This window comes from Candidatus Nitrotoga arctica, from assembly GCF_918378365.1.
In the GTDB taxonomy this organism is placed as follows: Bacteria; Pseudomonadota; Gammaproteobacteria; order Burkholderiales; family Gallionellaceae; genus Nitrotoga; species Nitrotoga arctica.
In genome coordinates this window covers 2,334,730-2,350,305 of record NZ_OU912926.1, presented here as the reverse complement: position 1 = coordinate 2,350,305, position 15,576 = coordinate 2,334,730, and the positions used below count along the sequence as shown (strand labels likewise).

The following is a 15,576-nucleotide window of genomic DNA, read 5'->3' as shown; positions in this document are numbered from 1 at the left end:
AAAAATCCTAAGGACATTTTTAAAATTAGGAAATTTAAAAGTAATGGCTGACACTATTGATAGTGAGGAGCAGTAGTTTGCGGAACACGTTTGCTAAACCCTTCAACAATCCGAATTGTTCAAATTCGCTTTGATTATTTTTTTGTGAGGAGGTTTCAGGAAATTCGCGACAGTCTTCAATAACATCGTAAAAATCCAGTGTTCATTCGCAACTAGTCCAGCCGGAGTCTTTTTGGTTCAGACTCGGATGGCTTATGCCATAATCATGTATCATTTTTGAAGGGAAAAGTTGCATGGATGATAATAAAAGCAAGGCACTTGCGGCGGCTCTGAGTCAGATCGAAAAACAGTTCGGTAAAGGCTCTATTATGCGTTTGGGTGAGCATGATATTGCGCGTGATATTCAAGTGGTTTCGACTGGATCATTAGGGTTGGATATCGCGCTGGGCGTGGGTGGCCTGCCGCGTGGTCGTGTAATTGAAATCTACGGACCGGAATCGTCCGGCAAGACTACGCTCACATTGCAAGTGATCGCCGAAATGCAAAAATTAGGCGGAACGGCTGCATTTATTGATGCAGAACATGCGCTCGATCCGCAATACGCGCAAAAGCTGGGCGTGAATGTCAGTGAGCTGCTCATTTCTCAACCGGATAACGGTGAGCAAGCATTAGAGATTGCTGATATGTTGGTGCGTTCGGCTGCTGTGGATGTGGTGGTGGTTGATTCTGTGGCAGCACTGACTCCTAAGGCAGAAATTGAAGGAGAGATGGGCGAGCCGCAAATGGGCTTGCAGGCGCGCTTGATGTCGCAGGCATTGCGCAAGCTGACCGCTAACATCAAGCGTTCTAATACAACGGTGATTTTTATTAATCAGATACGTATGAAAATCGGTGTGATGTTTGGTAGCCCGGAAACTACGACCGGCGGCAATGCTCTAAAATTTTATGCTTCTGTTCGCTTGGACATTCGTCGTGTCGGTGCGATCAAGAAGGGCGATGAGGTGATCGGTTCAGAAACCCGCGTGAAAGTGGTTAAGAACAAGGTGGCGCCGCCGTTCAAGCAGGCGGAATTCGATATTTTGTATGGTGAAGGTATTTCTCGTGAAGGCGAAGTCGTCGAGCTGGGTGTGCTGCATAAGCTGGTCGAGAAAGCGGGCGCTTGGTACAGCTACAAAGGCGAGAAGATTGGCCAGGGAAAAGATAATGCGCGCGAATATCTTAAAGAGCATCCTGAAATGGCAATTGAAATTGAGAACAAAATCCGTGCTGCGGCTGGGGTAGTTGCACTCAATGATGGAATGGAAAGCGGTGTCAAAGAAGCCTGAGTTAAATCTGCACACCCGCGCCATGAAATATCTGGTGCGGCGTGAACATAGTCGTGCTGAACTTCACGCGAAGCTTCTGCTCAAGGCTACACCAGACGACAATGTGGATAGGGTTTTGGATGAATTGGTGGCGCGCGGTTGGTTATCCGATTCTCGTGCAGCTGAGCAGTTGGTGCGCATGCGCCGCAATCGTTTCGGCATGCACCGCATTACATATGAACTTCGCCAGAAAGGTATAGGCGAAGATCTGATTAACGATGCATTACCGCAAATGAGAGATACCGAACTGGAAGCGGCTCGCAGCATCTGGCAAAAAAAGTTTGGCATTACCCCTGAGAATGCCAAGGAAAAAGCCAAGCAGCTACGTTTTATGCAATCGCGCGGCTTTATGCCGGATGTGATTTTTAAGGTATTACGAGGTATAGACGATGGTGGATAGGTTGTTGTTTGTGTATCAGTCGGTATGTAAATCGGGGTGGACAGATTAGGGGGTTAGAACCCGGTTTAATGTGCCGTCTGTAGTAGCAACTTTATATCCTGCACTAACAATTCGGCGCGTTGGTTATAGGGAGAGAGCAAGACGGGCTTGCCGCGTGTACCAATTAGGTAGGTGCCATCGGAATGATCCAGTGTATAGCTTCCTTTTTCGACCCGTTTCTCATAACTGACGCCAAATGTCTTGGCTACCTGTGCAGTAGTTTGGGCATCACCGTACAAGCCAAGAAAAGACGGGTGAAAAGAGGGGACATATTCAGCTAATAGTTTTGGCGTATCGCGTTCTGGATCCAGTGTGACAAATAGCACCTGCACCTTTTCTGCATCCTTGTCGAGTAGGCGCATCACTTGCGCTAGGTCAGCCAGTGTAGTCGGACAAATTTCCGGACAGTGGGTATAACCAAAAAACAATACCACCACCTTGCCTTTAAAGTCCGATAGTCTGCGCGTTTTGCCGTTGGGGTCGGTGAGATTGAAATCCACAGGTTTTTCTATATACCGCCAACTGACATCAATAGCTTGGAATGGTGTAGGCAGCTTGGATTTCTCGCAACCGATCAGCAGCGTCATAAATAACAGTAAAAGCAGGTTACCCATTTATTTTTCCTTACAACAATCAGCAATTGCGCCGATGGATAATTGTAAAATTACGAAAAGGATATAAGTCTAAGCTGATAAAAGAGATGATGGGTGCACAACGATCAATCAGTTGTGACAGGTTTTCATTACAGTGATGCTGGTGGTTACACAGAAAGTTATTAGGGTTCATGTTCAGATTGAACAACAATACGGGGTGCGTTATCAAATAGTTGTTTGATATGTTAGCGCGCACGCTTTCCTATGCAAGCTTGTAGCCCGGGCAGGCAAAGTATTTCCAATGATCTATTGCGCACATTAATCAATTTATTTTCTTGTAGGTGCGACAGTGCGCGGCTGACGGTTTCCAGTTTTAATCCGAGATAGCTGCCGATTTCTTGACGCGTCATGCGCAATTGGAATGATGTGGGGGAATAACCGCGTACCGCAAAACGCTGCGATAGATTGAGCAGGAAAGCAGCCAAGCGTTCCTCTGCACGCATTGATCCAAGCAGCAGCATAATATTTTGATCGCGGACAATTTCTCGGCTAAGGATGCGGTGCAGGTGTCTCTGTAGTGGAGGGAGCTCTCGACCGAGATCCTCCAGACGATTAAAGGGAATTTCACATATCTCACAGTCTTCAAGTGCTACTGCATCGCAAGTGTGTGTATCACTACTAATGCCATCCATGCCGATGATTTCTCCAGCCATCTGAAAGCCGGTCACTTGTTCGCGTCCGTCTTCATTAAGGATCTGGGTTTTGAAAAAACCAGTACGAATTGCATACAGTGCCTGAAATTTGTCCCCGCTCCGATATAAGATGCTGCCATGACGGTAAACACCCTTACGGGTAATTAAATCATCCAAGCGTGCCATTTCGATATTACTCAGGTTAACAGGCAGGCATAGTTTGCGCAGATTACAAGTCGAGCATGCAGTTTTCAGCGAATTGTTGGGAACAGATTTGTGCATGGTATGGATTTTTATAAGGTATATTGGTATGCGACATTTTTATTTTGATACGGGCAAAAAATTAATATAAGCAAAAATTATATGTTAATTTTGACATATATCAAGCCGCAAGTGAGAAATTTCCAATATATAATTATATTTGTTAGGGGGCGGCTGTTAATTCACTGAGGTAAACCTCCGGCTTTGCAGGGGGGCTCACCAAGGTTTGACCTATACGACGGTCGGAGTGAATCTCCGAGTCTTGACCAAAAGACGAAGGAGATTTACAAATGAAAGAGTACCAGAGCCTCGCGCATACGAGATGGGATTGTAAATATCATGTGGTGTTTATCCCGAAGATGCGAAAGAAGAAAATATTTGGAGTATTGCGCCAGCACCTTGGTGCGATATTTCGAGAATTGGCGAAGCACAAGGAAGTGGAAGTGTTGGAAGGGCATCTGATGTCAGATCATGTACCTAATATGTCTGAATGTCTGAGCATACCGCTGAAGTACGCGGTCTCGAACGTGGTCGGATACATCAAAGGCAAGAATGCAATCACCATAGCAAGGAAGTATGGAGGTCGAGCGAGGAACTTCACTGGAGAGGTATTCTGGGCAAGAGGCTACTTCGTATCGACAGTAGGATTAGATGAAGCAATGGTTAGAGCGTACATTCGAAATCAAGAAGCAGAGGATGAACGATACGACCAGATGAAACTGGACGTATAGCCGCCTTGGGCGGCTCACGGTTTTATTGGCCCCTTTGAGGGGCTCATCTAATAAGTCCCTGGCTTTGCCGGGGGTCATTTAACTGGTTTGGATGTCGAAAATTTTTACACCTTATAATAATAATATTCAGCAGAACTAGAAACCGACAAAGCATTTACAATGTATAATTATGTTTATTAGCATATTATATTTTATATGTAATACGTGGCATGTATTTTGCTTAAGTTGTTCAGTGTATTCTACCAGTCTCCTCATTATTTACCTGCGCTAAATAATTGAGTTGTAGCAGTGCATGTAATGCAGGATGCAACTTTAAAAGGATGATTATTGATGACTATCAATTTGGATCAAAATGATGGGCTGGAAAAACAACAATTATCTCAGGATACGGATGATCAAATAAAGTTTTCAGGCGAATCTCGCAGACGATTTGCGACGTCTGGTTTGGCGGTATCAGGGGTAATTCTAACTCTTGCGAGTCGGCCCGTATTGGGTGCTGATGCGTTTTGCCTGTCACCATCTGGATTTTGTTCTGGCAATACCAGCCAGCATGGTGCTTGTCCTCCAGCGTCCAGTGTTACCGCTAAATTTGTCACAAATCCGGACGAAACATTTTTAACCGCGTTCCCAAAGTCAAATCAATCAAATACCTCATATAATAGTAGACGTTTGTCAGATATGCTGACAATTCCTTGGCCAGAGCCTCAAGTTGCAAATGTAAATGCTCCAGTGCAGGCGGAAAAAGGCAAATTGGGAGCTGCGAGCTACATGACGGCGTTTCGCGCTTCATCAGGTTCAAATTCTTCGGCGCAAAAGGGCAAGGGCGCAAATAATATAACGGTGCCAACTTCAACTTCTGTAATTGCACCTCCAAACCCCCCATTTCAAACACAAGAACTCTTACAATGTCTTGTAAAAGCATTACAACATGCGAGAAGTGGAGCTACTCCTTATTTGACTGAAGATAGAATTCGATCGATGTTTTATGAATGGCAGGATCATGGTACTTTTTCTCCAACTGTTAATGTAAATTGGAATGCTTCAGAAATTATTTATTATTTAAAACAAACTCAAAATAATTGATTATCGCTATAACCAGATGCTCACCTTACTTTCCTTTCACACATTGTGATTAAACATGAAATGGAAAGTAATTCCTGATCAAGCAGTTAACTGCTGCTCATGGGATGATGAATTCGTGTTTTATAACAAGCTTTCGGGAGATACGCATCTGCTTGGTTCAACGGCTACTCAAATACTGTTGGAATTACGACAATCGCCATCAAACGTGTTATTGTTGACGCAAGTGCTTGCTCCCCGTCTACAAGCCAAAATGGTAACGCATGAGGAATTTTCATTTCAAATTGAACATCTTCTCAATGAGCTTAATACGCTTGGGCTGATAGAATTTAGCTGATTTTGAATGTTTCTGCATTAACTCCATCAGAACTTAAACGCCGTCTTAGAAAGACGGGGATATTTCTGCAAACCGGTTCTTTTACCACGCACCTCAAAACTTCGATTTCCAGTGTGGCTGAAGGTATCGGTTTGCTTTATGCCGATTATCCCTTAGTCGAACAGGATGGTTTTGCAGATTTTCACATTAGTCTTGTGCGCCCACGTAACCTGCGGCGATGGTTCAAGCCACAGGCGCTGTTTTTATTTGATGGAAACACTATATTTAAACCTCTGCCGCTCGACCAGGCATTTCCTATGTTGGAGTGGGGGCTTAATTGGTGTGTATCAAATCATGCTAACCACTGTTTGATTATTCATGCGGCGGTGGTTGAAAAAGGTGGTTATGCGGCAATTATGCCCGCTCCTCCTGGTTCGGGTAAAAGCACCTTATGCGCAGCTTTGGTAAACCGCGGGTGGAGATTGCTGTCTGATGAGCTTGCGTTGGTTCGTGTTGGTGAGGGGAAACTCATCCCGCTTCCGCGCCCCGTTAGCTTAAAAAACGAATCTATCGAGATCATCAGGCGTTATGAGCCAAACGCGATTTTCAGCCGCAAGGTGGCAGATACGATAAAGGGCACGGTTGCCCATATGAAAGCACCGCCTGATAGCTTAGCCCGAGCTACAGAGGTCGTCCAAGTTGCGTGGATTATTTTTCCAAAATATCAGGCTGGCGCTAAGGCGTGTTTGGAGACCTTACCTCAATCCCGCGCTTTTATGCGGGTTGCGGATAATTCTTTTAATTACAGTCTTCTTGGACTCAATGGCTTTAGGACCATGACGAGTTTGATTGATGCGTCTCTATGTTATGATTTTACGTACGGTAAATTGGATGATGCCATTGAAATATTTGGCGCACTAAAGCCAAAAATTTGAGAAAGTAATCATCATATATACCAATAGAAGCCATTTACGATGAAGCTACTCCAAGCCTGTCTTTGAAGGGAGCGAACCGAGTATTTAAGGCAGACGGATTTATTTCTTCTGCGAGAGGTTAAAACTTCATTATCCGCTCTATTTTACATAGAGCATATTAATTATTTTGCCAGACATTATTAAATGTGATCCAAAATTATTTAATATTGCAAGCTCTCCGAGAGCCAGAAGCGTTAATTTCCCTAAGTCTACCTGATTGGGATTTACTCATACGTCAAGCACGTCGCGCCAATCTGTTGGCACGCATTTGCATTTCACTGGACGAACGCGGCTTACTCGAACAGGTGCCGTCAAAACCCCGCGAACATCTAGAGTGGTCGCGAGTAATTTCTGAAAGACACATTCAAGCTGTTCATTGGGAAATAACTCAAATTCGAAATGCATTGGCGAAAATAGGGATACCAGTCATTCTCCTCAAGGGCGCTGCTTATGTAATGGCAAAACTGCCGTCCGCCAAAGGGAGATTATTCTCCGATATCGACATCATAGTACCTAAAGGTAGTCTCAATGCTGTAGAGGCCGCCTTGATGCTTCATGGTTGGGCTGCGACGCATCACGATGCCTATGACCAGCGCTACTATCGCACATGGATGCACGAACTACCCCCTATGCAGCATATTAAACGGATGACCGTCATCGACGTGCATCATGCGATTTTGCCGGAAACGACAGTTCTTCATCCTGATTCGGCAAAGCTCTTGGCTGCGGCACAATTACTTGATGGCTACGACAATTTAAAGGTATTTGCCCCAGTCGACATGGTGCTCCATAGTGCAGTTCACCTGTTCTATAATGATCAACTGGATCAGGGCCTGCGGGATTTGGTTGATATTGATAGTTTGTTACGTCATTTCAATAATTTGCCAGCATTCTGGCCCAATCTAGCCGTCCGAGCGCGGGAACTTGAGTTGAGCCGACCACTTTTTTACGCCTTGCGCTATGCTGTCCATTTTTTGAAGACTCCCATCCCCTTAGGCATGGTAGAAACAGCCCAAAATGGTCGCCCCAACCCATTAACCTTGATATTTACAGATCAGCTTTTTGAACGTGCGCTCATGCCAACCCACAAGAGCTGTTCTGACTGGTTGACCGGTGCAGCCCGGCAGATACTTTATGTACGCGCAACCTGGTTACGTATGCCTTCTTTGCTTCTTGCGCGTCATCTGTTTCATAAGGCTTTTATTTCACCTAAGCTTGAATGATTGTGTTCCGGACACTGCTGATTATTGCGCAATATTAAATTGTGAGTTGTTTGTGTGCTTGGATCAGTAAAAATTTGATTATAGGGCTGCTTAATATAGTAAAGATAAGGATAATCTTATAATGAGTGATGTGGAGACTTCATTGATCAAGCTTCAGGATTTGTCTAATTTTTTAGAAAAGGGCAACCTCAATGACAACCTTGCACAACTAGCTGAAATGACGGCTAAAATATTGAGCGCCATAAATTGCTCGATTATGCTACTCAATGATGACAAATCCGATAATTTACTTATGAGTGTGTGCGCTAGCTATGGCCCGCTGCCGGCTGCAGCGTATAAACAGTTGATAGGGAAGGGTGAGGGGATTGCTGGCTATGTGATTGCAACCGGGCAGTCATTATTGATCGAAGATATTAATCGTTCGGAGTTCGCCAAATTGGCCCGACGTGCAAGTGAACCAGGTAAAAGTCTGATTTGCTCGCCTATCACCATTGGTGCGCAGATTATAGGTGTAGTTAATATAAGTGGTCACATGCGCAATTGTGCATTCAATCTGGTGGACTTGAATCTTCTTAATGTGGTTGCTTTATTCATCGGTAAATCGATCCAGTCAATCCAATTGCAGAGCATTCTGAATTCGCGCTTTGCCCAACTGGCGCTAGCCCAAGAAGCCCAAAATAATATGAGTGCATCTTTGGGTAGCATTCTTCACAATCCTGATCAAGTAGCGAAAATATTTGCAAAATCTTTCTACAAAGAAATGACCCGAGGAGGGTTCGGTTCAAATCAAATTATTAGTGCAGCTTCGGAAATTATTAGCCAGTTGAGTGATAATTTACAACATCACAGTCAGCGAATGGAACGGAAGATGGCTAAACCATTAGGCGATATACCATCATTACAGAAAGTTGCTCCACGGGGGGAACTTTAAAATTCGCCTATTCCGCTGTTCAATCAGAAGCCGTATTTCATTTCTGCAAATAACAATGAGTTATCTCGCAGTCGACCGAAGAACGTGTTAGTTTCTCCTCGATAAATATCCAGGCCAAGCGATCCTTTCACGTTGTCACTAAAGGCATAGACTAGTTTAGGCCTTATGAAATAATTGCTCTGTCCAAAAGAGGCGACAGCAGCGATTTCGCCTTCCAGTGTTTCATTAAACCATTTGTTGCTGACCCGGACACTTACTCCATGCTGAGAACGGCTGAACTGGTTCCATAGCGCACCTGTTTGAATTGCGACTGGGCGCAGGAGAGGGTTTGTTATCGCCTGCGGGTCGGAATAATTTGCAACATGACGGAGGTAATATTGAATATTGATGTTAAGGTAGTCAAGGAAAGTTCTGTCACCGCCCATCACCATATAAAGAAACGGCTTCTTTACAAAGAAATCGTTCGCGCCTGTGTTAGCTGTCCAAGTGTATGCGGCTTCAGCGCGCAATCCATAGCGCCCAATGACCGTAGCGGCATCCATTCCCAATACGCGGATGCGATTGTGATCGAATATTACATTTGTTCCAGACGGGGTTGTCGCTCCAATCGCGATGTCAGGAGTCAGATCTAACCCACTATAGTAAGAAGCCGACCAATCCATATTACCCCCGCTGTGATCAAATTTGAGCGCAATCCGGTTGGTATGGGGGATATGTTGAGTAAAAAAAATGCCTGGTGTTGCAGCGACAGGGAAGATATGGGGATCCATACCGGGGAGCCATATGCCGGTTAGTGAATTTTCATGTGAGTGATAAGTTATTTTCGCTGCCAATGATCCTAGTCTCTGATCATCTTCCTCAGGCGTTAGCAGAGTGAAGTTTCGTGGCGTCAGATTATCGGTTGGATTCAAGCGATCTGCACGTCCCCATGCTATGATTTGTTTGCCGATTCGATAATCCATATTTCCTGCACTGAATTTTAGATATCCCTCTTGTAATTTTTTTGAATCCGCGTCTGCTCTGAAAGTTTCGTCGTTACGAACCCATCCCTGAGCAACCACGGAAATGTCCTCTCCGATATTTTGCGTAGCTTTAAGCCATATCGAGCCGGTACCTAAATCGTTTTTCCCATCCAGCTTGCGTGATGAACTGAAATATCCCGCTCGAATCGAACCACTTAACTCTGGTTTTTGTAAAAGATTTACATCCACTTTTTCCGCTGGCGCGGAGAAACTCTCTGCCTGTGGGAATAAAGTGTTTAATGCTGGTTTCAGTTCGAGGTTGAATTCGCGGATAATTAGACCATTCGGTACACAGTGTACTTTTAGCGGGAGCGTCAGCAAACGCGCATTGATTGGGGTCGCTGTGGAAATTTTGATTCGTTGGCCAATGTTTCTGTTGTCTTCCAGTTCCAAGCTTGCAGCGGACAAATCCGGCTCTTCTTGTCCGGGAGTGATCCTTGGCTTAACCAAGGAAAAGCAGCCGGTAGTTATTTTTTCGTCAGGACTTGTAGGGGATATCTGAACATACACGAGCAGTGGTTCTCCTTCCCTGCTAATAATTTCGATTTCACCTATGATCAATGCATGAACCGGCTGTGTGCTGAGCGATGCAAAGATAATTACTGATGATAGAACGCGCTTTGCGTAGCAGGGAATACTAATGCCCATTCGTAACATTATTCTTTTTCCATGTACCGTGTAGTAAAGAACTCATCCTTTACCTGCTGGTTCGCCTTGAAGTTATCGAATTTAATCACTGTGCGGTGGCCGGTCTGGATGTTACTTGCTTCAAGGTGCATGGCTTGCCACTTGCCCCGCTTCTGGTCTACCAATTGAATATCGGTGTAAGTCGAGGTTTTCAACATCTGCCCTGCCTCATCCCAATATTCCATTTTCACTGCCATCAGATTGTCCTTACGTAGCCAGCCGATACGTTTCGAGTAGCCATTGCTGGTTCTAATGGCGTCATTTTTGGGTAATGCTTCGACGACATAACAGGGCTGCCCGTCCACCAGCTCCTCTTTCAGCAGCTTGTAATTCCATTCACCTACCTTATAACCAATCACGTCAGCATAAGTAAAATCCGTGCCCATAAAACTATCTTTTTTGTTGTTAGAAACAAGGCGTCGTACCTTTTTTAGCGCGGGTAAATAAATCCAGATGTCATCATCCTTATTGGCATGTTCAATCAGCAGCGACACCGTTCCTTTCACATCCGGTGGTGACAAGAACCGCGTCATACGCATAGTGTCATTCCCGATTTCCTGAAGCTTGGTCGTGCCAAAAGTCTTTCGAATCCGTTCCTGACCAGTCTTATTGATTAGGGTAAACGTGGCATTAGCCACTGAATCCAAAACCTTGGAAACGACGAAATTCTTTTCCATGATCTGGGTCAGATCGGGTTCGGCTGCCCAGACATTGTGGGGCTGCATTGATAAGCCTAAGGTTAGTGACAATACAGTGATAGAAGCAATCAGTGGGGTATTTTTCACAGCAATTCTCCTGAAAATAAAATTTGGGCGAAATGTAAGAATAAGTGCGGGAATAAGCAGCAGTGCAGACAGCGAACTCATGACCATAGCCGTAGCAACCAGGATGGCCAGCCACTTATGCAGATTGAAACCGAATGATAACAAGAGTACTCCATAACCAGCTGAGACCGCGATCGCAACAAAGAGGATTGCCTGTCCAGCTGTTGCAATAACGTTCCGCACAGCGGTGATTTCGTCAACTCCCATCATGAGTTCTTCGCGTAACCTATAAATCAGATAGATTGCGTAATCTGCCCCTATCCCAACGGCCATTGCCGAGATAAGCGAAGTCGAAGTATTTAACGGGATTCCACTCCACCCCATAAGGCCAAAGTTAGTTAGAACAGCAACCACAAGAGGAAGAAGAACCAGCATCCCGGCCACCAAGGATCGGAAAATCAGGCTTGAAATAATGAAAACAACAACGGCGATTTGCAGAATGTTAAGTATCTTCCCGTAAACCATGACTTCATTCAGTGCCGCACCTTGTGGTACGCTGCCACCGATGCCGATATGCACATTTTTATCAAAATTCACCGCTGTGAACGCATTAATTTTTTCGACCAGTGTTTCTATGTAGGCGCTGCTGTCTGTTTTCAGAAATACCGTCAGATTGGCAGAGCGGTATCCATAATCGACATAGGAATCAAAATCGCCCGGTCCGCCGGACATCGAGTAGAGTAATAAATATTGAGATATCAATTCCTGGCTTTCCGGAATTTTGAAATAAGCGGGATCATCGCCATGCATTGCCTGATTCATGCGCTTGATAAAATCGGCTAATGAAACAGTCTTGCCGACATAGGGCTGTTTTTCAAGAAAACGTTGCAGATCCTCCATCGCCTGAAGTATTTTTGGGTTTTTAATGGCGTCGTCGCTTGCGCCTTCAACCAGCAAATACAGCGTATTGGTACCGCCCAGGTGTTCATTCAACGCCTTATCGTCTTTTTCGAAAATCAGGTCAGGTGAGAAATAACTCTTGATAGAGTTATCCATCACTACCCTGTCCATACCAATCATGGCAACAATTATTAAGAGCAAAACACCACTGTACACCCTGCGTCGGTTGGGGCCAGTTACCCAGTTTGCCATCGCTCCTGTTGCTTTGTCCCAGATCCGCCTATTTTTCTCGCGCTTTCTTTCAGCATCATTGGGTGGTGAAAGAATTGAACGTAACGCCGGGATAAAAGTCATTTCCAGAACCAAGGCAGCTAGCACTCCAATGCCGGTAAAAATCCCGAAAGTGCGTACCGTGCTGATTTTAAATACCACCAAGGAAAAAAAACCCAATGAGGCGACCACTCCAGCAGCTATCATGACAGGTCCAACGCGGACAAGAGAGGCAATGACTGCTTGATTATTCGCGTCCTTGAGGGAAAGCCCCGTTGTTTCACGCAAGCGGAAATACTCTTCGTAATAACGCTTAAGCATCTGTACCGCATGACCTGTTGCCACCGCCAGGATCAAGATGGGGGTGGCGGAATTAAATACATCCATCGGAATACCCAAAGCTCCCATCACACCGACCCCCCAAGCTACAGCAAGAGTTGCTGTAGCCAGCGGCAAAATAAGTCCTTGCTTCGTTCGGAACGCTTCAAAAAGTACCAACCCCAAAATCAGAATGGCAATTGGAAAGAGAAATGCCATGCGCTCTGAGTAAGTTTCTATGCTGGCGAGAAAACTTGGCAATCCGCCCACGTTGATTTCAAACCGCGGGTCTCGCTCTTGCTCAACGATGGCCTCCACCTTGTTCATGATAGCCCGGAAACCTCCCGCCTCGTCTTTAAACTCCACGAGAATGGCTGCCGTTTTTCCATTTGTAGATACAATAGAATTAATATACACAGGGTTTTTTGCGACCGCCAGGCGCAGTTCCGTCAGTTGTGCGACTGTAGTTGGGGCGTTCGGCATAAGTTGTTTGACTTCCATGCCTTCTGCCGTACCAACAATATTTTTGGTGCGCTTTGAGGAAAGACTGAGCAAATTTTCTTTAACTATGCCGGGTGTTTGGAGAAAAGCTGCCGTCATATGCTGAATTTTTTCCAACACGGCAGGCTGATAGATATCGCCCTCTTTTGGAGTAACCCCTATCATAACAATATACTTCGACCCAAAAATATTTTCAACCTGGTTGCTCGTCGTCACATAGGGATGAGACTGTGGAAGCATGGTATTAGGATCAATAATGATCTTTAGATTTTTTGCCTGAATGACTGCCGCAATGGTGATTACTAACGTCAAAGCAATGACTACGAATCGGTAGCGAATAATCCATTCTATGTAGCGTTGCATGCTGACCTCTTTGTTAATCATACGTCTGGCAATTACTCAAAAGTTGATAATGTTGAAACCAGCCTGCTTTATACCAAGCCGGTTTGAGAGGCATTATTATTGCCTCGGATTGTTGATTTATAAGTGAGTAACTTACTTTATATTCGGAACATATGGATGAATCTTTAACTTACCTGATTAGCCATGAAGTTCAGCCACCGCAATCGACAAGCCTGAAGAGGAGCAAGATATGCGCATTCCGACGAAAGGCGATGTGAAATTTGGATTAACAAGGTGAAGTTTCAAAGGTTTTTCATCTATGCCGGGTAATGAAATTCTGTGGCTGAACATTGTGGCTAATCAGGTTAACTTAAGACAGCTAAGTTAACTTTAGTTTAATCTCTTTGATTTCAATTTCTTCTCTTGAGGTGAAGGTTGGCGCGCCACGGAGTGCTTTATTGAAATGTATCGAAAAACCTTACGCTCATCCTTAGGATACACCCACCCTAAAAGGGGCCAAGTTTCGTCATCATAGCTCTTACTCTGATCAAAAATGTTATGTCCAGTTTCGCCTCTCACTTTTTAGGTTATATCATGTTTGCGATATTGATATCATAGGCTATGTCGCAATTAGCTGTTGAATTTGATTTAAGAATTTACTAAATATCTATAAATAATAGGCGTAGACGTTCTTGTGACTAACGAAAAATTATTCATAATTAAATGGTTACCAAGAACAAACAAATAACTACGACATAGCCATATCATATGGAATTGAATCATGCGACACACGATTGTTAGTCTTGAACCTGAGGAATGGGCTTGGCTCGTCCTAGGGGCGCAGATGGAGCACGTTTTATAAACAGAAGCGGTGCGTCATGCTTTGCCGGTTTACCGCCAAAAGATGGAGATCAGGGGCCATAGTCCTTCGATGATTTGGCACGGCTCAACAGAGGTGCCCAGCGACAGATTGCCTTCAGGTGTTTCGATAAGCAGATGATAGTGATTTTCCATCAGGCAATACGCGTGACACACCCAGCCAAAAGGCATTATCACTTCGCTGAGACAGAGAAAAAATATTCTCGGTCTTCATAATCGAGAAAATACTGCATTCCGTGCGTTGCCGTGTGCGCTAATAATAACATGGTAGATGTATCTGGAAACTCAAGTCGGAGTGGACGAGCCCATAGTAGAAGACTATGTCATCAAAAACGCTATGTAAGACCTGCCTCTTTCTTTGCAAGTCCAGCAGCTAGCTGTCATGCAAAGGGGTCATTGTGTAATCCGCCTAAAGCGAAAAAGGTGCGCATGTCGTTCAAGTCACGTCGATAGCGGGGTTTGAGAGCCTTGCGCATGATTATAAATCGTTGTCGCAGGTGTTCCTGCAGAGGCTGATCAGCCGTCTTGATAATCATTAGGAAGGGTACCTTAAAGGTCGATACCACCCTGACCTCAGGCGGAAAATGCTTGGTAGCCAAAGCCTCGAACTCCTCCTTCAGGAAGGCAGCGCGCAGGGAACGCTCATAGTCCAGCGAAAAGAGGTGAGGCTGGTGTTTGGCGTTCAAGTAGGCAAAAAAGATCGCCGACTTCAGTGATTTCAACCGGCCAAAATCCGTCAGGTATAGCGCGCCGCCCGGCTTTAGGACACGACGGATGGATGCAAAGCAGTCTTCCAGTTGTTGCAGGGTAGGGAGGTGGTGTAACGCCATGGTGCTGATCACTGCATCTATGCTGTGGTCAGCGATACCTTCCAATTTAGTGATGTCCCCTTGACGAAGCTGGATATTAGCCAAACCCAATGATGCCGCGTGCTTTTCCGCATTCGCCAGCATAGTGGAAGAGAGATCGATTCCGGTGAAGCGGATATCCGGATTCATACCAGCGATCTGGGCGAGTTGGGTGGCAGGTCCACATCCAAGGTCAAGAACGGTGTCGCAGCCTTGGATCACCTGACTGACGCGAGCGGTATGAAACAAATAAGACGCGGCCATAACCCCGTCGATGCGCCCTGCCTCCACATATGCTGCCACCTGATCCGGGTCGTCCATGACCAAATCCGGCTCGGGCTCACGGGGGAGTGTGCGCTCTACAATAAGCTCGCGCAGAAAAGTAGTGATCAGAGCGAGATTGGGCATAAAGGCTTTATAAATTAAAAAACCCCGCCTGAC

Annotated in this window: 13 protein-coding genes; 8 read left to right on the top strand and 5 right to left on the bottom strand. The window is 45.2% G+C overall.

What is annotated here, in order from left to right; genetic code table 11:
* Positions 1-293 precede the first annotated feature (293 nt).
* Both recA and recX read left to right on the top strand, forming a co-directional pair.
* Positions 294-1,325 (top strand): recombinase RecA, encoded by a 1,032-nt coding sequence (gene recA, locus MKZ32_RS10730; RefSeq protein ID WP_239797263.1) that lies wholly within the window; start codon positions 294-296, stop codon positions 1,323-1,325.
* Entirely contained in the window at positions 1,309-1,764 is a 456-nt protein-coding gene (gene recX / locus MKZ32_RS10725; protein WP_239797262.1) for a recombination regulator RecX, read from the top strand. The genes recA and recX overlap by 17 nt, the downstream gene beginning before the upstream one ends.
* A 65-nt stretch (positions 1,765-1,829) precedes the next feature.
* Here recX and MKZ32_RS10720 read toward each other — a convergent pair whose 3' ends face one another.
* Positions 1,830-2,417: an SCO family protein gene (locus MKZ32_RS10720; RefSeq protein WP_239797261.1), complete on the bottom strand. Its 588-nt coding sequence runs from the start codon at positions 2,415-2,417 to the stop codon at positions 1,830-1,832.
* Between the two features lie 224 nt (positions 2,418-2,641).
* A complete protein-coding gene (gene fnr, locus MKZ32_RS10715; protein ID WP_239797260.1) occupies positions 2,642-3,370 on the bottom strand; it encodes a fumarate/nitrate reduction transcriptional regulator Fnr in 729 nt (242 codons plus the stop codon).
* A 269-nt stretch (positions 3,371-3,639) separates the two neighbouring features.
* Between fnr and tnpA the strand changes: the two genes are divergently transcribed.
* From tnpA to MKZ32_RS10685, 6 genes are all read left to right on the top strand, one after another.
* Entirely contained in the window at positions 3,640-4,080 is a 441-nt protein-coding gene (gene tnpA, locus MKZ32_RS10710) for an IS200/IS605 family transposase (RefSeq protein WP_239797259.1), read from the top strand.
* A 330-nt stretch (positions 4,081-4,410) separates the two neighbouring features.
* The gene (locus tag MKZ32_RS10705) at positions 4,411-5,163 is read left to right on the top strand and encodes a hypothetical protein (RefSeq protein ID WP_239797258.1); all 753 of its coding nucleotides are present in this window, start codon (positions 4,411-4,413) and stop codon (positions 5,161-5,163) included.
* Between the two features lie 55 nt (positions 5,164-5,218).
* Positions 5,219-5,497, top strand: coding sequence for an HPr-rel-A system PqqD family peptide chaperone (locus MKZ32_RS10700; protein ID WP_239797257.1), 279 nt, complete (start codon positions 5,219-5,221; stop codon positions 5,495-5,497).
* A 2-nt stretch (positions 5,498-5,499) separates the two neighbouring features.
* Entirely contained in the window at positions 5,500-6,411 is a 912-nt protein-coding gene (locus MKZ32_RS10695; protein WP_239797256.1) for an HprK-related kinase A, read from the top strand.
* A gap of 185 nt (positions 6,412-6,596) precedes the next feature.
* Complete coding sequence (locus MKZ32_RS10690; protein ID WP_275584290.1) at positions 6,597-7,673, top strand: nucleotidyltransferase domain-containing protein; 1,077 nt, start codon at positions 6,597-6,599, stop codon at positions 7,671-7,673.
* A gap of 121 nt (positions 7,674-7,794) precedes the next feature.
* Positions 7,795-8,604 carry a GAF domain-containing protein gene (locus tag MKZ32_RS10685; protein ID WP_239797254.1) on the top strand — a complete coding sequence of 270 codons (810 nt, stop codon included), beginning with the start codon at positions 7,795-7,797 and terminating at the stop codon, positions 8,602-8,604.
* 23 nt (positions 8,605-8,627) lie between these two features.
* Here MKZ32_RS10685 and MKZ32_RS10680 read toward each other — a convergent pair whose 3' ends face one another.
* The 3 genes from MKZ32_RS10680 to MKZ32_RS10670 all read right to left on the bottom strand — a co-directional run bounded on the left by MKZ32_RS10680 (position 8,628) and on the right by MKZ32_RS10670 (position 15,543).
* Complete coding sequence (locus MKZ32_RS10680) at positions 8,628-10,274, bottom strand: type IV pilus assembly protein FimV (protein ID WP_239797253.1); 1,647 nt, start codon at positions 10,272-10,274, stop codon at positions 8,628-8,630.
* Between the two features lie 8 nt (positions 10,275-10,282).
* Entirely contained in the window at positions 10,283-13,450 is a 3,168-nt protein-coding gene (locus MKZ32_RS10675) for an outer membrane lipoprotein-sorting protein (protein WP_239797252.1), read from the bottom strand.
* A 1,217-nt stretch (positions 13,451-14,667) separates the two neighbouring features.
* Positions 14,668-15,543 carry a class I SAM-dependent methyltransferase gene (locus MKZ32_RS10670; protein WP_239797251.1) on the bottom strand — a complete coding sequence of 292 codons (876 nt, stop codon included), beginning with the start codon at positions 15,541-15,543 and terminating at the stop codon, positions 14,668-14,670.
* Positions 15,544-15,576: the final 33 nt, after the last annotated feature.